We start from the raw sequence: 20,270 nt of genomic DNA on the forward strand, positions 1-20,270 counted from the left end.
AGGATCGATCATCGGGTAAGTGAGGTCGAGTTTCTCCACCGCCTCGACGATGGCGGCAGCAAACACAAGCCGGGTGAACCATTTGTTGTCGGCGGAATGCCCGATGCTGCGCGTCGCGCTACGCACCTGCAATCCCCCGCGGGCGCAGGATCGAAGCTCGCGCTGCCAAACGGGAGGTTAGCCAGGGAAGCCGACGGTAGTGAAGCCTGCCGACTCGTCGCGCAACTGCCGGCGCAAGATCTTGCCGACATTGGTCTTCGGCAGCTCGGTCCTGAACTCCACCAGCCGCGGCACCTTGTAGGGTGTGAGCCGCGTTCGGCAGTAGGCGATCAGGGCCGCTTCGGTGAGGTTTGGATCCTTCTTGACGACGAACAGCTTCACCGCATCGCCGGAGCGCGGATCGGAGATGCCGATCACTCCGCATTCGAGCACTCCCGGGTGGCTCGACACCACCGCCTCGACCTCGCTCGGATAGACCTTGAACCCGGACACCGTGATCATGTCCTTCTTGCGATCGACGATCCGAGTCCGGCCGGTCTCGTCCATGATGCCGATATCGCCAGTGAGGAAGAAGCCGTCGGGAGTAAAGACGTTGGCCGTCTCATCCGGACGGTTCCAGTAGCCCGGCATCACCTGCGGGCCGCGCGCGCAGATCTCGCCCGGCTCCCCAAGCGGCACCTCGTTGTTGTCGTCGTCGCGAATCGAGATGTCCGTTGACGGCATCGGCAGCCCGATGGTGCCGTCCCATTCGGGTGCGGTCGGCGGATTGCAGGTCAAGACCGGCGACGTCTCCGACAGGCCATAACCTTCCCACAGCGGCGAGCCCGTGGTCCTGAACCAACGGTCCGCCACCGATTTCTGCACCGCCATGCCGCCGCCGACAGCGCACTTGAGCATGCTCCAGTCGATCTTGCCGAAATCCGGATGATTGAGCAGCGCGTTGTAAAGCGTGTTCACCGCCGGAAAATGGTTGACCTTGTACTTGGCAAGCTCCTCAATGAGGCTGGGAATATCGCGCGGGTTTGGGATGAGAATGTTTTGGCCGCCGGTACGGACGCTGAGCAGGAAACATGCCGTCAACGCGAAGATATGATAGAGCGGCAGCGCCGCCATGACGGTCAGACGATCGACCTTCGGCTCGTTCTCCAATACCGGCTTCAGCCATTCGTCGATCTGCAGCATGTTGGCGACTACGTTGCGATGCAACAGCATCGCGCCTTTGGCGATGCCCGTGGTCCCGCCGGTGTATTGCAGGAATGCGAGATCGTCGGATCCGAGCTGCGGCTTGGTCAACGTCATGTTCTTGCCGGCCGCGAGGGCCGCATTGAACGGCGTTGCGCCCGGCAGCGAGTAGGCCGGCACCATCTTCTTCACCCACCGTACCACCAGATTGACGATCGTGCCTTTCATCAAGCCCAGGAGGTCGCCCATGGAGGCAACGACAACGTGTTTAATGCTGGTCTTGTCGATTGCCTGCTGCAGGGTATGCGCGAAGTTCTCAAGCACGATGATGGCTTCGGCGCCGGCATCCTTGAGCTGAGTCTCGAGCTCATGCGCCGTGTACAAGGGGTTGATGTTCACCACGGTGAAGCCGGCACGAAGGACGGCGCAGATCGCCACCGGATACTGCAGCACGTTCGGCATCATGATGGCGACGCGTGCACCCTTCGCCAGGCCTCTGCCCTGCAGCCAAGCCCCGAAAGCGCGTGACATCTCGTCGGTTTCACCGTAGGTCAGCCCCCTATCCATGCAGATGAAGGCGGTGCGCTCGCGATATTTGGCAAAACTTTCTTCGAGCATCGCAGCGAGCGATGCGTATCGCGACGGATCGATCTCCGCCGAAACCCCCGGCGGGTAGTGCTTGAGCCAGATGCGCTCCATGGCACTCCTCCCGACGGCCGGTAGATACTGCGCCTCGGCCGGTCAGGCCTCTGGAAGTGTCGGCTTTCCATTGGCTACCGGCAAGTGCGGCCAGTGCCTCACTTCCGAAGTTCGTAAAACACGACAACAATTTTGAGACGAACCTCGGAAGTAACGTGCGTCAACAAATTCATGATTCTAATGCCGTTTTCTGATTTGAAGTTCCTGAACGAGCTTGCGGCAAATGCTGCAGGGAACTTCAAATTGGCGGCATTGGCCCACAATCAGTGGTCCATGCCACCAATTTGACCGTAGTGCTTATTCGGCGATTTCAGGCTTACGGTCCCGCAGCCGCGATGGACTATGCATCCAAGCAGCAAACGTCGAGAGAGCTCCGGACCGTCCGCGTTTGCAACCCGCTTCGATCGAGCTAAGGTCGCGGAGGATGCTCACGAGCGCCAATCCGTTGACTTGCTCATGTTGACTTGGTCACACAGGCTGGACGGCAGGTTGGAGAATGATCATGTCGGCTTGGTCCCGTGCTGCCGAGCTTGCTGACCGGACGCCCGCGTCCCGAAACCGCTACGTCGACTTCCTGCGAGCTATGTCGATGCTGGTGGTGATTGTCGGGCACTGGCTGGCCGCCGCGCCTTATTTCGACGCAACCGACACGTTGAAGACATCCCATATCCTGACGGTCGTTCCGTGGACCGCTTGGCTCACATGGGTCGTGCAGGTCATGCCGATCTTCTTCATGGTCGGCGGATACGCGAACGGCGTCAGTTGGCGTGCCGCGCGACGGGACGACAAATCATATGCAGCCTGGCTTGAAGGCCGGTTGCGGCGTCTCGTGTGGCCAATCCTCCCACTGCTCACGGTTTGGGCGGCGATCGTTGCAATTGAGTACGCCCGCGGCGTGCGGCCGGAGCTGATCAGCTATGGCTCGCAGGCTGCGTTCATACCAATCTGGTTCCTCGCGGTGTACATCGGAATTGTTCTGCTCGTGCCGGCCACGGAGGCTGCATGGGCCCGATTTGGTATGGGATCGTTCTGGGCTTTGACAGCCGCTGCAGTTGCTGTCGATGTCATGTACTTTGCCGTCGGTTTGCGCTGGCTTGGCTTCGCGAACTATCTGTTCGTCTGGGGTGCAATCTCCATGCTCGGTTATGCGTGGCTCGACGAGCGATTTTCCGAGCTCAGGACACTGCTAGTCGGCGCCGCTTTGGGCTTTGCCGTGCTACTTTTGCTGGTACACATCGGGCCTTATCCTGTCTCGATGATTGGCGTCCCCGGCGATCCGGTCAGCACCACGACACCGCCGAAGGTCACGCTGATAGCGCTCGCAATCATGCAGGGCGGGTTGCTGCTTGCCGCGCAGGTACCCGCGCGCCGCTGGCTGGCTGGCCGCATAGCGTGGACGGCAACCGTGGCGATGAATGGCAACATCATGACGCTGTTTATTTGGCACCTGACGGCCACCACCCTTGTGATCCTCGCAGCCTATCTCGCCGGCGGCTTCGGTCTACGGCTTGAGCCGGGAAGCTCCGAGTGGTGGTGGTCGCGGTTCCCGTGGCTCGCAGCGAATGCGATGGCGCTTATTCCTCTTGTTATAGCATTTGGACGCTTTGAGCGGCCGCGCGCGACCGCGGGCGCACCGGCGCCCGCGTGGCGCTACGTGCTCGGCGCCCTCATGACCGGCACCGGCCTTGCGCTGCTTGCGGCGCAGGGAGTTGGTGGATACGGGAGGCTTGGATTGAACGTGTGGGGTCTCGCGCTCGCGCTGATGGGCATCAGCCTTATCGCAAGCAGGATCGGTGCGTCGCGCAGTGTAATCTAACCCTGCGGCAACGCACAGAACAGATTGTCCGTTTTTCTCGCTCTAATATCCTGTCCTACGACGAGCACGTGATCGGCCTGTGTACCAGCGGTTCTGCGCGCTGTATCGAATGGGGTGAAGATACAGAAACAAAACGAGAAGCCGCACGGCAATTTGGCCGTGGCGCGTCCGACCACAAAAACGTCGCGCGAGATCCGCTTTGTTCTCGGCGACCGCTCCCACAAATTATTAAGACGCCTTCTCGCGATGGTGGGCGCACCAGGGCTCGAACCTGGGACCCGCTGATTAAGCAGTCGCGGATCGACGCCACAGCGGCCTGCCGATATCAGGCTTGGCCCTTCACGTTGGCAGCATCGAGTCCAAATCCCGCCGTGCCGTAATCTAGAACGGTACAGCGAGGCGAAGGCTGGCCTCCTGGCTAATATAGTTCCTGCTGAAACCGGCCGAGTATTCCGTGCGCAGCTCGTAGCCCTTCGTCGAGAAGATCTGCAGCCCCGCGGTAACATTGACCAGCGTTGCGGGAAGCTTCGCCTGGGTAATGAAGCCCGCGTCAGCCGCATTGCCGAAGGTGACGCCGATATCCATGCTGTCCCTGGCGAAGAAAGTCATACCCACCGACGCATAGGGCCGCAGCCAAGCCTGCGGATCGACGTCCAGCCGGCCGCCGATTTCGAGCGATGGGCTCACTGCCACATTCCATTGGCGTGCGGACGAGAAATGAAGGTCCATGCCCCCCATGCCGTGCTCAGTATAGCCCGGCATGGCAGTGTAGAGCAGGTCGAGGTCGGTATAGGGCTTGATGTACCAGTTGGAATAAGCCAGCTCGTAGCTGGCGCGGACGCGGGCGGCGGCCGTCCAAATGTGCGAGGTGCCGTTCGCGAGCCAGACGCTCGGTCCGACGTCGAGAAGCCGTTGCGTCTCGAACGTACCGTAACCCATGTGGCCGGACATCGCGAGCAGCCATGGGCCGATCTGATGTTTCAGCGAGACCGCAACGTCGCCAGCGACGCCGTTCGTCCTCGACAGCCTGTCGCTGTCAGACAGAGCGGATTGCGTCAGGCCGGCGGTCGCGCCAAGAAACCAGCCGTCGGCGATCTCGCGCTGCGCACCGACGCGGTAGGTCTCGGCATTCTGGTGATAGCCGCTCGCATCAGCACTTTCGGTCTGCCTGGTCCAGGCGCCGGTGACACGGGCCCAGCTGCAATCGGTCTCCTGCATCATCGTGCCCGCGCCGGTGAAGATCGGACAACTGAGCGACATCTTGATGGATGTAAGGGCGCCCAGGGTCTGGTTGGACAGCGCGCCAAGCGACTCCTCAGGTGTAATGCTGTCGATCGAGCGGGTATAGTCGTCCACTGAGCTGACATTGGCCAGCTTTCCAAACAGCGATGCATTGGACTGCGAGATCTTGCCGGACTCCCAGGCCCGCTGGAGATAGGCCATGGCGGCATCCTCGCTGGCGGTCATATCCACCCCTTGGGGGGCCCGGATATTCGCGGCGGGGTCGATGAAGATCCGGCTTCCCTCGCGTTGGACAGACCAGTTAAAGGGGCTGAAGTTGCCATGCGCCCCGGCCGCTTTGAGGTTGTTGGTGGTCCCGCTCACCTCGGCCACGGCGAAACGGCCCGGCATGAGGCCGTCCACGACGTTCACCTTGATGGTGCCGCCGAGCGAGCCCGTCAGCTGTACGAGATCGTTTTTGGCCCCCGCAGGGGTGCGGCTGACATCCATCAGCAACGAGCCGGCCTCGGTCTGTACATAAGTGCCAATGACATTTGCAGTGGCGATGGCGTTGATGCCGCCGATATTGAAGGTCCCCTCGTTCCGGAACGTCCCTGCGGCTCCAACATTTACGATCCCACGGGCGGAGCTGGTATAGGTGCCGCCAAGGCGGTTGTTAAATGTGTTGACCTCTCCGGTGTTGCCGACGGCAAGATTCACGTCGCCGGATAACAACCCCCAGTTGTCCAGCCGGTCCTGGCCGTGGCTGGCCAACACTGCCACGCCCGAGCCGGCGCTGACGTCGGACCCGGCCTGGAACTCGATCGCATTGGCACCGCCGCCATCGATCTGGACCGCAGCACCGGTCCCGGAGCCACCCGCGAGCACGCCCTGGAAGTTGACTCTGATGTCCGAACCCGTGCCTGCCACAACCCGCCCCGCGCCGCCCTGCGCGCCGCTCTGGGCATAGATGGCGACCGAATTTTCCCCGGTCGTCCTGATCGAGCCCTTGAGGTCGATCTCGATCAGGCCGCCGCCGCGGGTTGCCTTGTTGCGGTTGGTCGTGTCGCCGATCTGCGTCGGCAACACGATCCCCTCGGCCGTGCCGACCGCGCCGCCACCGCCGCCGACGCTCTGCGCGAAGACGCCATGCGCGTTCTTGCCATGTGTTTGGATCGACATCCTGGCAGCAGTGTTCGCCATCGAAACCAGGGTACCGCCGCCGCGCCCGGATGACGGATCCCTCTGCGCCAGGAGATTCGCATAGGTCGCATCCTCCGAATTGAGTGCACCGGTATAGCCGCCGCCACCGCCAATGCTCTGAGCGAGGATGCCGACAGAGCCCACACCCGTCGTCTGGATGCTGCTTCCCGCGCCGAGTCTGACAGAAACCTCGGCGCCATCCCCGAAGCTGTTGGCGGACCCGCCCAGGCGACCGGACACTTCCAGCGTGTTGATGCCGGGCCCCGATCCGTCTGACATGAAACCGCCGCCGCCGCCGATGGACTGCGCGAGGATGCCGAAGGCATTGCCGCCAGTCGTCGTGATGGATCCCGCATGTTCGATTGTCACCGCGGCGGCGTTGCCGTTCGCACCGCCCGTGCCGCCAAGTTGAAGGGTGAGGGTGTCGGTCCCCGGCTTGGCTGCAGCTTTCGCGGATTCGGCTTCCCTGATGGCTTGGTCGACGTCCAGGCCATAACGCTTCAGTGTATCTTTCTCGGCCTGGGTCAGCGCAGTCTTGAGGCTCAGAACCTCGAAGGCATCCATGGAGTTGAGCGCCACGAGGCCGCCACCGCCGCCGATGGACTGGGCGACAATGCCGTGGGATTGCGCGCCGCCGGTGACGATGCTCCCTGCATTGGTGACCTTGACCGCGCCGCCATTTCCACGCGACCCGTTACCGCCGGCCAACAGCGCGGGCCGGTCGAGTGAGAAACCCGAACGATCCGCGCCGACGGTCGCCTGCCCGCCACCACCGCCGATGGATTGGGCAAAGATGCCGTACGAGGAGGCCCCCCCTGTGCTGATCTTGCCGGTGAATCCATTGGTCACCGTGACGGCGCCGCCATCGCCGGCCACGCCGCCGCTGCCGCCGCTGGCGATCTTCATGTTCGCGAGGAGCGCACCGCCACCAACCGTGGAGGCGCCGCCATTGCCGCCGCCACCGCCGATCGACTGCGCGAACACCGCCGTGGCCACCTGGCCATTGGTGGAAATCTCACCCCAGTTGGTGACTGTGACGGACTTGCCGTTGCCGCCCGAACCTCCCGTACCTCCCACGGTATCGTTGCCGGCGACGGAGATCGGGAAGGACGGCTTGATACCGTGCTTGGCGGAGAATTTGGGCAGTACCTTCTGGGCGAGCGCCTTGAAGCCGTTTGCGGCAAGCGTCTTGCCAAGCAGAGCCAACGTGGAATCTCCCGCATCGGCAGAGGCCGAGCCGCCGCTGCCGCCACCGCCGCCGACCGACTGCGCCTGGATGCCGTAGGCGCCGTTGCCGTAGGTGGTGATGATAGCGGCCGCGGTCCCGCCGTTGTTCACGACCACGTCGCCGCCGTCGCTCGCGCCGCCGCCAGTCGCACCGACCGCTACGTTGACCTGCACGTTGTTGGCACTGTGCGCCGTGCCCGCGCCGCCTACGCCGCCGCCGCCGCCGATGCTCTGGGCCAGGATGCCCCTGGCATCAACCCCGCGGGTCGTGATCGCCGTGTTGTTCGTGACCTCGACGAGTCCTCCATTCGACCCGCTGCCACCGGCGCCACCGACGCCCACATTGACCGCCGCGGTGATGCGCGCTGAGTCGCTGGGTTTGGGCTGCGACGAATCCGACCCTGCGGACCTGGCCATCCCGGCGCCGCCATAGCCTCCGCCCCCGCCGGCGCTGAGCGCATGGATCGCGGACGCCGCATAGCCCTGGGTCTCGATCGTTCCATTATTGGTGATCTTGACGGTGCCGCCGGTATTGCCGCTGCCGCCCTTCCCACCGACGGCAACGTTCACCGCGACCGAGAAACCCTTACCGGACGTGGTGCCGGTCACGTCGGCGCTGCCGCCGGCACCGCCGCCACCGCCAATGCTGTAGCCGACAATGCCGATGGACTGATCTCCGGACGTGGTGACTCTGTTGCCACTGACGATGGTTACGGCTCCTCCAGTACCGCCGCCGCCCCCGGTTCCACCGACGCCGACGCCCACGGCCACGCCGACAACCGAGGACCCGCTCGCCGTGGCGCTGACGTCGGAAATGCCGCCGTCGCCGCCGCCGCCACCAATGCTCATGCCCATGATGCCGAACGCATCATTGCCACTGGTCGACACGGCCCCGGAATTGGTCACGGTGACGGCGCCGCCCTGGCCACCCTTGCCGCCTGAGCCGCCGACCGCGACCGCGACCGCGATATTGGGCAGCCGCTTCTCGACTGCCTTGGAATAGGCTGCCGCATACGAGGCGCCGCCATCGCCTCCGCCGCCACCAATGCTCATCGACTGAATGCCATGGGAGCGTACCCCCGAGGTGGAAACGGCCCAGCCGTTGTCGATGAGAACCGTGCCGCCGGAGCCGCCATCGCCGCCCGAACCACCGAGAGCCGTCGCGGACGTGACCAAGGTGCCGCCCACGACGGTGACGGCTTCGCCGCCCGAGCCGCCCCCGCCGCCGATGGATTCCGCGATGATGCCGGCAGCATCGGCACCACGGGTATGAATGCCGCCCAGGAAATAGCCGATGCTGCCCCGACGGCTGTTGACCGTGACGGTGCCGCCATTACCGCCGCCGCCACCGCTGCCGCCCCGTGAGACGCCGAAGCCAAGGCCGAAGGCCGTGGCCTCGCCACCACCTCCACCGCCTCCGCCGATGCTCTGCGCCAGGATGCCGGCTGCGCCGACGCCATCTGTCCACAGATCGCCGTTGTTGTTGACCGTCACTGCGCCGCCATCGCCGCCCGTTCCGCCGACGCCACCGCTGCTGAGCCAGAGGAATAGACCCGACCCGCCCGCACCGCCTCCACCGACCGGCGGTGCCAGAAGATCGGACTGGAAGGCCTGAACGGCTTTGCCGCCACCGACCGATTGCGCCACGACCGCGGTAGCGCCTTTGCCCGCAGTGCGGATCTGGTCGGCGACGGTGAGGTCGATGCTACCGCCGCTCCCGGCCGCCCCGCCTGCCCCGCCAGATGCCAGACCGTTACCTCCTGCACCACCGGCACCGCCGACCGACTGGGCCACCATGCCGTAGCTGTAGGCCCCTTTGGTGTCGATCCTGCCGGTCTGGAGCCCTATGATGTTGCCGCCATGTCCACCGGCGCCGCCCGGCGTTCCGCGTCCGGACACCGCCGCGGAGCCGCCCTTCCCGCCGGCGCCGCCGACGCTCTGCAACAGCACGCCGGGCGCAAATTCCCCCGCCGTCGAGACCGCGCCAGCATTGCTATAAAGAATCGATCTCCTGTCAGAGCCTGCATAGGCGTTGCCCGCGACCCCGCCGCGGGTGTCCTGCGCATTGGCCGAATTGGAGCCGTCGCCCCCGATCGACTCCACCACGATCGCCGCTGCGGCCTTGCCGGTCGTAGTGAGTTTGGCGTCTTTGCCGAGCGTCACCGAAACGAGACCGCTGTATCCGCCAGTGCCAGCACGGGGCGTCTGCGGCTCGTCCTCGTCGATCCGGCCGTGATCACCGCCATTGCCCCCGCGGGACATCACATGAAGCGCTCCGACATAGTCCCCCTGGGTGTCGATACCCTTCTGGACGGTCGCCGTGACGTCGCCACCCGCCCCGCCCCCACCGGCCGAGGCATAAAGCTCGGACCGACCGTCGAGATCGCCGACAACGCCGGCGCCTCCCTTGCCGCCCCGGGAGTAGATCGACACCAGGGACGTCAGCATGGTCGCCTCCGCCGTACTGAGCGCCATGCTCGCATTGTGGACGACCGTAACGTTGCCACCGGCTCCGCCGGCCGCGGCCTCCGCATCCCGCTTCAGGCCGTCACCGCCTTTGCCGCCCTCGGAGCCGATCACCACCGAGGGTGCGATCGCCTGCCGCCAGATAACCTGGGTTGGATCTTTGTTGAGAATCCAGGAATTATTGATGATGTTGAGAGACGGGCCCGCCTGACCGGAGGTCGCCTGGTACAATGTCTCCCAAATGAAGCCTTCCGTATAGGCGGCACGACCGTTCACCGGCGCGGGGATGACGAACAGGCTGTTGCGCTGTCCGGGATAATAAGTCTGGGCCCCTGCAGGCTGCAGCGCCAGAATGAGCGCCAGCGAGCTGACGCCGGCGCTGAGACTCAAGCGATGCCCGGAAACGAGGGGCCGATGACAAAAATTGTGCCGATAGGCGATCGTCTGCAAGATCATCTCCGCGGTCGCGAAACCAATAGGGTGTACGAAACCTTCGCGCCGCTGCTTGGAGAGTCCGTTGCATCTGGCGCGTACGCGGTGGACAGCCGAGTTGTTGAACGAAACCCCAACGCGGCGCTCGATCGTCTCTCAGGCGAGAAGCTGTCTGCGAGCTTGCAGGAGGTTAAAGCTGCGGGCGTGAGTGCAACAGAAGCGAGTTGGAGCGATTTGTAACGCATTGGAACATGCGGAAACGTCTTGGAACGAAACATGTTGCCTCGTCGCAACGCCACGAAACTTCTGCAACGGGTGACCGACAGGGCACATGTTCAGCGTGATCAGGAGAGCTGCATCGAACCGCTTCTGAGGCGTCGCGGCGCCGAATCAGGTCGAAGGCAGCGGCACGATGATTCGGATCGTGGTGCCGACACCGACCTTGCTGTCGATCTCAATCGTTCCACCGTGGGCGCCCGCGATGCGGGAGACGAGCGATAGGCCGATGCCCGTGCCCTCGACATGTCGAGCATTGGAGCCGCGCACCGATCGGCGCATGATTCCGACGATCTCGTCGGGCGGGATGCCAATGCCCTTGTCGGTGACAGCGATCACGCCGCTATCTCCCGCGATCGAGCATGAGAGGATCACAGGATCCCCCTTCATGTGGATAGAGAATTTCACCGCGTTCTCGAGGAGATTGATGATGGCGATGCCGAGCATCTCTGGATCGGCCATAATCGATGCATCCGCCGCTCGTGGGGCAGCATCCGTCAGAATGTCGGCTTGAAGCAGGTCGTTGGCGCGAGCTGCGCTGGCCAAGACGACATCCTGCAAGGACGTCCGAACCAGTTGCGGTGAGAAGGACGGCCCCTGCAAGCGGCTGCGCGTCAGGTTCACCTCGAGCGTTTCGATCAGCCGTACGATGCCGCGGCGCACACGCTTGAGGCGGTCGTGATTGGCTTGGTCCTCCACGGGCAAGCTGAGGCCGATGCCGTCGATATTGGAGCGGATCGTGGCGAGCGGCGTGCGATACTGATGCGAGATCACCTCCATGAACCGCACCTGTTGCTCTTGCGACTGCAGTTCGGCGCGCAGGGCGTCCTCGGCGATCTTCTTGGCTGCGGCGAGCTCCCGGGTCTTCTCCTCGACCATGGCGACGGCGCGGCGTTCCGCGGCCTGCGCGGCGAGCAGCATCTCGGTGCTCATGGCGGCGTTCATGGCTTCCGCGGAGCGCAGGCGCACCGCCACCGCTCCCGACAGCAACACCATTTGCAGGAGGACCGGCAGCGCATAGGTATGCGCAACCCAGTCCGGCAGCTCCACGAAGCCGGCGCGCTGGACCACCGTTCCCGCCACGCCGAACCAGAGAACCCAGTAGGCTGCGGCGCGCAGCCGCGTGTCGATGCCATTCTCGTTGGCACAGAACAACGCGAGCACCAGGGCGAGCGTCACCAAGATCAAAATGACGACGCCGCCAAACGGCGCGAAGACGAGGTTGGCGTTGAAGCCGACGAAGACGATCCCGATAAAACCCACGCCGGCTCCGGCGAGAAATATCCGGTTCATCCAGGGAAGGCGTTGGGGCAATTCGAGAATGCTGGCGGTGGCGAGCGAGCTGGCCAGCAGCCCGAGCCAGGCCGCACCTCCAGTGAAGTAGTCGTTGCCGTAGCCGCCGTTCGGAAACAGCAGCATGCGGGACAGGCCGAGATTGCCGACATAGACCAGCGTCGCGCCGAGGATGCTGAAGGCGAGCAGCGGATAGGACGGCTTGCGGTCGAAATGAAAGAAGACGAGCTGGATGATCAGCAGGACGGCCATGCCGCCGAACCAGGCGCCGGCGACGAGACCTTGGACGGTCACACGGAACGTATGGACCGTGGGAGAGTAGAGCACCGCCGAGAGATTGAGCGACGAATTGACGCTGGCCAGCCGGATATAAACGAGCATCGCGGCATCCGGCTGCAATTGCAGCGGAACCACGTTGTCGAGCCCGGAGAGCGTATCGTCCGCCGAGAAAGGACGATGATCGCCGGTGGCGTAGTGCTTGAAATCGTCGGCAGCGAGGCCGGGACGGTCGGCTGCGACATAGACGTCGACCAGATCGACGAAATTAGGAGTCAGCGACAGGAGGACACGTTGCCACTCCCCCGCTCCCACGCGAATCCTGAGCCACGCTGCATCCGTCGTATAGCCGAGATTGATGCCGTGGCCCGAAATGGGGTGAAACTGCGCGCTCGCCCTCAGCACGTCCCCCAGGTCCAGGGTCCGCGACGGATCGACGAACAATTCCATGTATCCGTCCAGCGGCAACTCGCCGCTCGGCCCGACGATGGCCGTCGGCTGCAGTTCCCGCGCGTCGCCCTCGCGCGCGAAGACGCAGAGGGCGAAGAGACAAACCAGGATAGCAAGGAGGTCGCCAAGGCTGGCGCATCCCTTCGGGCGATCGATCATCGGCAACCATCCCCTCAGGCGTTGTCCACTCGGCGCTGCCGTGTATATGCGATGATTCGAGACGATTGACCTGATTCGTTGCAGCCTATGACGACAAGCTCCCTGCCCCGACAAACCGCTCACCAGCCCAAGTCCGATGGTCAGCCGATCCACGTCGTTCTCGTGGAGGATGATCATGATCTGCGGCAGGGCTTGGCAGAATACCTGCGGCTCAGCGGGATCACTGTGACCGACCTGTCCTCGGCCATCTCATTTTACAAGGCGTTGCGGACGGACGTGTTCGACATCGCCATTCTCGACGTCAACCTCCCCGATGCGAGCGGCTTCGAGCTTGCGCGCGATCTCTCGGCTGAAAGGCGCCCAGGCATCATCATGCTGACGGCCCGGACCGGCCGCGACGACCGGATCCGAGGCTACGCAGAGGGTGCTGACCTTTATCTGACCAAGCCGGTCGATGGTGAAGAGCTTCTGCTCGCCGTCAGAAATCTTGCTCGCCGCGTCCACACTGCCGCAGTTACAAAAGCCGAGCACATCGATGCGCGGCAGCCGGCGGTTTGGCAGATCGAAACGCAGCGCCGTCTTCTCGTCGCCCCCGGAGGCGTGTCATTGCAGCTCTCGGGACGCGAGTTGCTGCTGCTGGAATATCTCGCACAGGCCGAGGGCGCGACGGTCGCCCGGGCCGGGCTTGCCAAGCACCTCGGCTACGGCGAGATGGACGTGGAAAGCCGAAGCCTCGACGCCGTCCTGCGCCGTTTACGGCAAAAGGCGCAGGATTGCAGCATCGAGCTGCCGTTGCTCGTCATTCATGCGGTCGGGATTCGCTTCTCTGCTCCGCTCGTCAGGACCTGAGCAGGCCCGATCTGTTCAAAAGCCCACGTGTCCGATCCGCCGTGGGTAGATGCGCTTTCCGAGAATGCCTGACTTCCGGGTCGACTTCGTCGCCCATAAGGCGGTCAAAAGCCGGATCTCACATCTGAATTTGCGCAGCGGCCAGTCGCACCAAAGCGATCAGGTCATACCGGAAAACTGGACCGCAGCCCCTCCCCCGCGCCGTTCAGAGCACTTCGATCCGATCGCGATGATCGATCGCCTCATGCAAGACGCGGTGGCGCAAAGCGTCGCGCAGGCCGCCCGCAAGTTCTCTGTCCGAGACAGGAATAAAGCCAAACTGGGTGCTCGCTGACGGGCCTTTGCTTCCGTGTCGGACTCATCGACGCCCAGGTTACGCCTTGCGACGTCGCGTGTTGAAGCAACGGAATGGTACTGCCCGCGCGCAACCGCCGCGTGGAGTCAATTTCGCTGATCTCTGCAAGCGTCTTGTGGATGCAGAGCTTGTTTGGGGGCGCATAGGGAGGAAGAACCAGAATGGCGGTCACCTGTGGTGGGCAGCCTGGCGCGGCGCAAGCGAGTTGATTAATCGATCGTAACTCTGTCACTGCAGCCGAGAGGCGAAGCCGCTGCGCCCGCATCCGCTTGATCTCCTCATCAAGCGCGTTGCATCTCCTCATCATGACGATTAGACCACGATACGGTCGCATCGTCGGCGCACATCTTGCTGAGCGCCTTCTACGGAGAGTTTTTTGTTTCGGCCATGATTTCCGGTCCTCTAAAGCTGTTGGACGGGAATGCCTAGTTATCGAGGTTGGCAAACGCCGTCTCTAGAACGTCGCCAATCGGCTGCCAAGTGCGGCCGTCGAATTGAACCAATCGCATGTGCTTGATTGGCCGGAAATTCAATGGACCGGTGGTGATCTTGATGCCGGGCAAAAGGGCTGAGCTCTGATAGTCCTTTAGCGCTGCAGCCTGCTTCATGACATTCTCACGCGACAAGTCATTGCCAGACTGCCTGAGCACCTGCGCCAGCGTCTCGGCGGCGGCGTATCCGAACATGGCGGCGCTTTCGTCCCTGCCACCGATTCGTTGATATTTCTCCAGAAATGATTGCCAATCAGAGCCGGACTGTCCGACCTTCCAAGCCGGATCGTCGGCGTCCTTGAGGTATGCGGCGGTGATTACACCTACCGCATTGTCCAAGCCGGCAGGTTTTAGAGCCATTGCGATCGACGAGGCCATCTGGTTCAGGATGAAGGTGGGACGCCAATTAATGTCCGCTGCCAGGCGGATCACTTTCGCGGCGTTTGAGGCTACGCCCGCAAAGACAACGATTTCTGCACCTGATCGCTTCAGGATCGATACGTGTGTGTCTAGATGTTCGTCCCTAAGATCGTAGGCGATACCAACCCTGATCATTCGGGCGATCTCTCCTAGCCCATCCTCCAGACCCTTGATGATCTCACGACCGAAGTAGTCATTCTGCCAGAGAACCACGATCCTCTTTCCCGGGTACACTGCCTGGATGTAATTCGCGTAGATGCGTCCCTCTTCTCGGAACGAAGGCTGCCAGCCCATTGTCCATGGGAACGAGCTTGGATCGCTGAGATGATCGTCGCCGGAAGCAACAAACAGCTGAGGGATCTGTTTTTCATTCAAGTATTGGCGAACGGCGAAATTGCCTGGTGTACCGAAGGAACCAAACATCAGGAGAACATTGTCCTGCTCGACAAGCGCACGCGTCAAGCTCAGGGAGGATGCCGCATCAGATTTGTCATCGTAGGAGATGAAGCGCACTTTGCGGCCATTGATGCCACCGCGCTCATTGAGCATCTCAAAATAGGTCGCCTCGGCCTTGCCGATTGCCCCGAAGATCTCAAGGTTTCCACTATACGGCATGAGATTGCCGATGCGGATTTCGTTGTCGGCCACCTCCTCACGCACGCGCTCCGAGATCGCGCCCAACGAGGCAACAGCAACAGCGATGGTCAGCAGGGTCCGGAGCAGCGTATCCATTGCAGAAACTCGACTAGATGGAGCGCGCTTGCCTAGATTTCGAGCCTGCCGGATTGATTACTTGATCTAGATCAATAGAGGGCTGCTTTGGCGGTGTCAGCGGCGCGGCTGCCGCCGCGAGGTTGTTGTCTTTACTGCGGGCAAAAGTGGCGGGTCAATTTAGCTGACGCAAAAACGATCGGCGTCGCAACGGTATATGTTCGCCCGGAATGAGCGTCTGCCGGAGCGTGGGCATTTGACCTTTGACTACAGTGTTCTCCAAGACTTCCATCAGGAAGCGCGTGCGATCTTCCATGCGGCCCCCGCCGTAACTGTCGGTGCGCGTATTGAGCACCGAGTTCATGAACTGCTCGAACAGATAGCCGTTGGCTGCATGGAGTTCGACACCATCGAACCCGACCTTCCGTGCATTGGCGGCAGCTTTGGCAAAGGTGCCGACTATGGCCGACACTTCATCCGTGCTGAGGGGCCTCGGCGTCTCCGTAGGCATATAACCCAATCGGCCATCCGGGCCGTGGGCAAACACCGACGAGCCCTTTGCCCGTTGCTCGGTCACGCCCACCGGCGCCTGGCCGTTCGGCAGAATCGAGGAATGGGCCATCCTGCCGACGTGCCACAACTGCAGAAAGATCGTGCCGCCATGACGGTGAACCTCATCGGTCACCGGGCGCCAGCCCTGCATTTGGGCTTCCGAGTGGATTCCGGGTGTCCTTGCGTAACCGTGGCTGGACTGATCCACGTCGGCGGCCTCGGTGATGATCAGGCTCTGGGTCTGGCTGGAGGCAAGCGTGACGATACCGCTTGACGTCTGCGCGTCGGTGCCGAGATAGGCGATGACCGCCTTGATAGGCGCGCCCGCAGCGGCGAGCTTCAGGATAGAGCCGTTGAAAGCGCCGCCGAAGTCGATGTCACCGTCACTGCCGCCTGGATGTCCTGAGGGCCACTAATTGTATTGCCGATCCAGTTGAGTTTGACGGCGCGAGCTATCCGAGCTCCTCGGCGAGCTCGGGGTAGAGCACGCGGCCCGACCAGCCCTGATATCGCAGCTCGAGCTTTTCCGGCGCCGGCCCCGGCTGCTTCGGCGCATCCTCCGCACGGAGCAGACGGAAGATCCGCGACCCTCTTGCCCGGCGACGTCTTCTTCACCCATCACGCGCGCTCCAGTACGATCGCCTACTCGTCCTTCGAGTGTCTCCGGCTTCACATTCCACGCGCCATGGCGCCCGCCTTTCTGCGCGACAGCGACGTCAACGGAGCCGTTCTGAAGGAAGGGCGCGCCGGCACCGCGTTGCTCACCCGGCACATCGAGGGTCTGTGGTCCTCGCTCGCCGATCTTGCGCCAGACGAGATCGCCGCCTCGGTGGACGCTGCGTTTGTAATCGCCAGCGGAAGCCTTCATGCGACCATGCCATTGCAACCGGAGCATCGGCAAGCGATGAGCCGAACGGTGCTGCGTTCGATCCAGTCATTCATCCAGGACCGGCTCGCCGATCCGCGCCTTGGACCGGATGTCATCTGCGCGGCCTTCCGTATCTCGAAATCCACCCTTTACCGCCTGTTCGAACAGGAAGGCGGCGTCATCACCCATATTAGGGCGTGCCGGCTCGACCGCTGCTGGCAGAAGCTAAGAACCCAAGGGCGCGAGGCTGGCCCGATCACCAGTCTCGCCTACGATTGCGGGTTCAATAGCGACGTCAGCTTCAGCCGCGCCTTTCGTCGCCGCTTCGGCGTCAGTCCGCGCGAAGTTCGCGATTCATTTTCTTCTGCTCCACGGGGCAGCGCGGACGATGACACCATGCAATCGATCGAGCAGCGCATTTTGAGCAGATACCGCAACGTGGGTGGCTCCGCGCGCTAAGACTGGATCGCCAGTTGTGAACGAAGCTTGCTGTTGCGAATCGCTGCTGCTCAATAGCCATAGCTGCAGCCTTTTGCCTTGCATGCCTTCCTTTTGGAAGGCGCACACATCGTCGGCATCGAGTTCATGGACGATGGAGAGGCGGCAGAAGCCATTAAACCTGGCCGAGACACCGTGTTTCGCGATCCAGGACGCCCAGGTAGCGTAGCCGTTGAGAGAGCAGGCCGGCAATATAGCCTTCGGAAAAGCCCTATCCAAACCAGGTCAAAGGAGTGTGGTGAAAGCTGGTAGCGGGGGAGGGACTCGAACCCCCGACCCCAGGATTATGATTCCCGTGCTCTAACCAGCTGAGCTACCCCGCCACGGCGGCGCCGTTGCGGCATGCAGATGCCGCGGCGCGAATGCGCGGCATATAAGGAGTGGGCGGACGGCCTGTCAAGCAAAGCAGGCCGTCGGCCGGCCTTCTGCCAATATGCCTCCTGCCAACAAGCCGCCAGCCAAGGTGCTGCGAAACGGAGGCTATTTTGGCCGGACGGAGGGATCGCCGCCGGGGCTGCCGGGCGGCGGGATCACCGGAGTATTGCCGCCGTCCGGGGGCGGTGCCCGCATCTCGGGATCTACGCCCGCAGGCGGGCACAGCACGCCATCGGAGCGCGACAGTTTTTCGCCGAGCGGCTCGGATCGCTGCCCGGTGGTGGTATCCGGCTTTGCGTTGGGATTCGCCGGCTGTTGCATCGGCGTGCAATTCTCGCCGCGCTGGGGCTGGGGCGGCGCGGTCTGCGCCGGGGGCGTCGTCGGCGCAGGCGGGGCCTGTGCGACCGCCGCACCCGGCACCGCCATCAGCACACCGAAAAAGACAAGTGACTGGTTCATCCGCATGCGAAGCAAACGGCCGGCGCGCGCGGAGGTTCCGGCCAAAACCGCATTCACGATTTGCGGAAGCGGATCAGCGAAAAATGCCCCATTGGCGGCATTGGGCGCCGTTCGGCGAGGGTGACGCCGCCATGTTTCCTGGCCCAGTTGGCGAGCCGCGCCCATGGAAATTCCGGCCGCCAGCCGAGCCTTCGGGCAAGCGGCGCGAAAGCCAGTTCGAACAGGCGCCGCGGCCCGCTTTCGGCGCCGATGTGATTGACCAGGATCAACTCGCCGCCAGGCTTCAGCACGCGGATGAAATCATCCAGCGTCGCCTCGGGATCCGGAACCGCCGTGATGACATATTGCGCCACCACGGCGTCGAAGAACGAATCCGGGAACGCGAGGTTCTTGGCGTCCATCACCGCCAGCGTCTCGACATTGGTCAGGCCCAGCGCCCGCACGCGCTGCTGCGCCCGCCGCAGCATCGGCTCGGAAATATCAACACCGCAAAGCCTGGTGCTGCGCGAATAATCCGCCAGCGACAGTCCAGTGCCGACGCCGACATCGAGCACGCGACCACCGATCCGGTCGGCTTCGGCGATCGTCGATTGCCGGCCCTGATCGAACACCTTGCCGAACACGAAATCGTAGATCGGCGCCCAGCGCCCATAGGCCTTTTCGACCCCCTCGCGGTCGATATCCGCCGCCATCCCCTGCCCCGAATTTATGTCAGCGCACGGCCTCGGCGAGAGGCCGCACCATCGCAGCCACGTTCCTCGCGGCCGCGCTCTTGATGAATCCGCCGCCGAGCACGCGCGCCTGGCCGGACGGCGCGTCGTAGAACACGCAGGCCTGCCCGGGCGATACGCCCTCTTCGCCGGCGACGAGCTCAACCTCGTAGCCGCGATCGGTCCTACGCAGCCAGGCCGGTTGCGGCGCGCGCGTCGAGCGCACGCGCACGAACAGCTCGATACCCTCGCCGATGACGCGATCGAGCGCGCCATCGCCGATCCAGTTGACGTCGCGCAAGAGAATGCGATCCATGCGCAGCGCTTCGCGCGGGCCCACCACGACACGGCGGCTCGCCGCATCGAGCCTCACGACATACAGCGGCGCGCCGGTGGCGATCCCCAGCCCCTTGCGCTGGCCCACCGTGAAATGAACGATGCCCTGGTGCTGGCCGATCACCTTGCCGTCGAGATCGACGATGTCGCCGGGCGCGACCGCATTCGGCTTCAGGCGGCTGATGATGTCGGTATAGCGGCCGGTCGGCACGAAGCAGATGTCCTGGCTGTCCTGCTTGTCGGCGATCTCGAGACCGAAGCGGCGCGCGAGTTCGCGAACCTGCGGCTTGGTCATATCGCCGAGCGGAAAGCGCAAATAGTCGAGCTGCTCGCGCGTGGTCGCGAACAGGAAATAGCTCTGGTCACGATCGGCATCGGCGGCGCAGACCATCGCCCGCGATCCGTCGGCGAGGGGCCGCGAGGCGACATAGTGCCCGGTCGCGAGCACGGCGGCACCGAGCTCGCGCGCAGTCGCGAGCAGATCGCGGAACTTGATGGCGCGGTTGCACTCGATGCATGGCACCGGCGTCTCGCCGAGCGCGTAGCTGTCGGCGAAATTGTCGATCACCGATTCGCGGAAACGACTCTCATAGTCGAGCACGTAATGCGGAATGCCGATCCGCTCGGCGACATTGCGGGCGTCGTGGATGTCCCGGCCGGCGCAGCAGGCGCCCTTGCGATGGGTCGCGGCGCCGTGGTCGTAAAGCTGCAGCGTGATCCCGACCACATCGTAGCCTTCCGACTTCAAGAGCGCAGCCGTCACCGATGAGTCGACGCCGCCGGACATGGCGACCACGACCCTGGTGTCCTCGGGACGGCCTTCGAGATCGAGACTGTTGCGCATGGAAGAGGTCATCGATTTCTGTCGCGAGCAGCCGTTGCCCCCGCGACCAGCGTTAAAAGCGGACTTTACCCAGAAGGCTTTGGAGCATCGCCGAAAAAGGCC

The 20,270-nt window shown here is 63.3% G+C and carries 13 protein-coding genes and 1 tRNA gene; 5 read left to right on the forward strand and 9 right to left on the reverse strand.

Annotated features, from left to right (window positions below; translation table 11 throughout):
* Positions 1-177: 177 nt before the first annotated feature.
* The gene (locus AC5ZG5_RS28045) at positions 178-1,881 is read right to left on the reverse strand and encodes a long-chain-fatty-acid--CoA ligase (protein WP_456644843.1); all 1,704 of its coding nucleotides are present in this window, start codon (positions 1,879-1,881) and stop codon (positions 178-180) included.
* Positions 1,882-2,383: 502 nt separating this feature from the next.
* Between AC5ZG5_RS28045 and AC5ZG5_RS28050 the strand changes: the two genes are divergently transcribed.
* Entirely contained in the window at positions 2,384-3,697 is a 1,314-nt protein-coding gene (locus AC5ZG5_RS28050) for an acyltransferase family protein (RefSeq protein ID WP_456644842.1), read from the forward strand.
* A 381-nt stretch (positions 3,698-4,078) separates the two neighbouring features.
* Here the strand turns inward: AC5ZG5_RS28050 and AC5ZG5_RS28055 are convergent, their stop codons facing one another.
* On the reverse strand, positions 4,079-10,204 hold the full coding sequence (locus AC5ZG5_RS28055) for a hypothetical protein (RefSeq protein WP_456644841.1): 6,126 nt from the start codon (positions 10,202-10,204) through the stop codon (positions 4,079-4,081).
* A 24-nt stretch (positions 10,205-10,228) separates the two neighbouring features.
* Between AC5ZG5_RS28055 and AC5ZG5_RS28060 the strand changes: the two genes are divergently transcribed.
* Positions 10,229-10,486: a hypothetical protein gene (locus AC5ZG5_RS28060; RefSeq protein WP_456644840.1), complete on the forward strand. Its 258-nt coding sequence runs from the start codon at positions 10,229-10,231 to the stop codon at positions 10,484-10,486.
* A 150-nt stretch (positions 10,487-10,636) separates the two neighbouring features.
* Here AC5ZG5_RS28060 and AC5ZG5_RS28065 read toward each other — a convergent pair whose 3' ends face one another.
* On the reverse strand, positions 10,637-12,700 hold the full coding sequence (locus AC5ZG5_RS28065; protein WP_456644839.1) for a sensor histidine kinase: 2,064 nt from the start codon (positions 12,698-12,700) through the stop codon (positions 10,637-10,639).
* Positions 12,701-12,787: 87 nt separating this feature from the next.
* On the opposite strand from AC5ZG5_RS28065, the gene AC5ZG5_RS28070 reads away from it, so the two are divergent.
* Positions 12,788-13,549, forward strand: coding sequence for a response regulator transcription factor (locus tag AC5ZG5_RS28070; RefSeq protein WP_456644870.1), 762 nt, complete (start codon positions 12,788-12,790; stop codon positions 13,547-13,549).
* Positions 13,550-13,613: 64 nt separating this feature from the next.
* Positions 13,614-13,883, forward strand: a complete 270-nt coding sequence (locus AC5ZG5_RS28075) for a hypothetical protein (protein WP_130225207.1) — start codon at positions 13,614-13,616, stop codon at positions 13,881-13,883.
* 446 nt (positions 13,884-14,329) lie between these two features.
* On the opposite strand, the gene AC5ZG5_RS28080 is transcribed toward AC5ZG5_RS28075, so the two are convergent.
* Both AC5ZG5_RS28080 and AC5ZG5_RS28085 read right to left on the reverse strand, forming a co-directional pair.
* Positions 14,330-15,547 carry an ABC transporter substrate-binding protein gene (locus tag AC5ZG5_RS28080; RefSeq protein ID WP_130225206.1) on the reverse strand — a complete coding sequence of 406 codons (1,218 nt, stop codon included), beginning with the start codon at positions 15,545-15,547 and terminating at the stop codon, positions 14,330-14,332.
* A 154-nt stretch (positions 15,548-15,701) separates the two neighbouring features.
* The gene (locus tag AC5ZG5_RS28085) at positions 15,702-16,286 is read right to left on the reverse strand and encodes an oxidoreductase (RefSeq protein ID WP_456644838.1); all 585 of its coding nucleotides are present in this window, start codon (positions 16,284-16,286) and stop codon (positions 15,702-15,704) included.
* A gap of 384 nt (positions 16,287-16,670) precedes the next feature.
* Between AC5ZG5_RS28085 and AC5ZG5_RS28090 the strand changes: the two genes are divergently transcribed.
* Positions 16,671-17,405 (forward strand): helix-turn-helix domain-containing protein, encoded by a 735-nt coding sequence (locus AC5ZG5_RS28090; protein ID WP_456644837.1) that lies wholly within the window; start codon positions 16,671-16,673, stop codon positions 17,403-17,405.
* A 285-nt stretch (positions 17,406-17,690) separates the two neighbouring features.
* Here AC5ZG5_RS28090 and AC5ZG5_RS28095 read toward each other — a convergent pair.
* From AC5ZG5_RS28095 to mnmA, 4 genes are all read right to left on the reverse strand, one after another.
* A tRNA-Met gene (locus tag AC5ZG5_RS28095) sits at positions 17,691-17,767 on the reverse strand.
* A 157-nt stretch (positions 17,768-17,924) separates the two neighbouring features.
* A complete protein-coding gene (locus AC5ZG5_RS28100; protein WP_130225247.1) occupies positions 17,925-18,284 on the reverse strand; it encodes a hypothetical protein in 360 nt (119 codons plus the stop codon).
* Positions 18,285-18,331: 47 nt separating this feature from the next.
* On the reverse strand, positions 18,332-18,970 hold the full coding sequence (locus AC5ZG5_RS28105) for a class I SAM-dependent methyltransferase (RefSeq protein WP_130580310.1): 639 nt from the start codon (positions 18,968-18,970) through the stop codon (positions 18,332-18,334).
* 19 nt (positions 18,971-18,989) lie between these two features.
* Positions 18,990-20,168 (reverse strand): tRNA 2-thiouridine(34) synthase MnmA, encoded by a 1,179-nt coding sequence (mnmA, locus tag AC5ZG5_RS28110; RefSeq protein WP_130225246.1) that lies wholly within the window; start codon positions 20,166-20,168, stop codon positions 18,990-18,992.
* Between the last annotated feature and the right edge of the window lie 102 nt (positions 20,169-20,270).

Source organism: Bradyrhizobium sp. Ses1 (genome assembly GCF_059512365.1).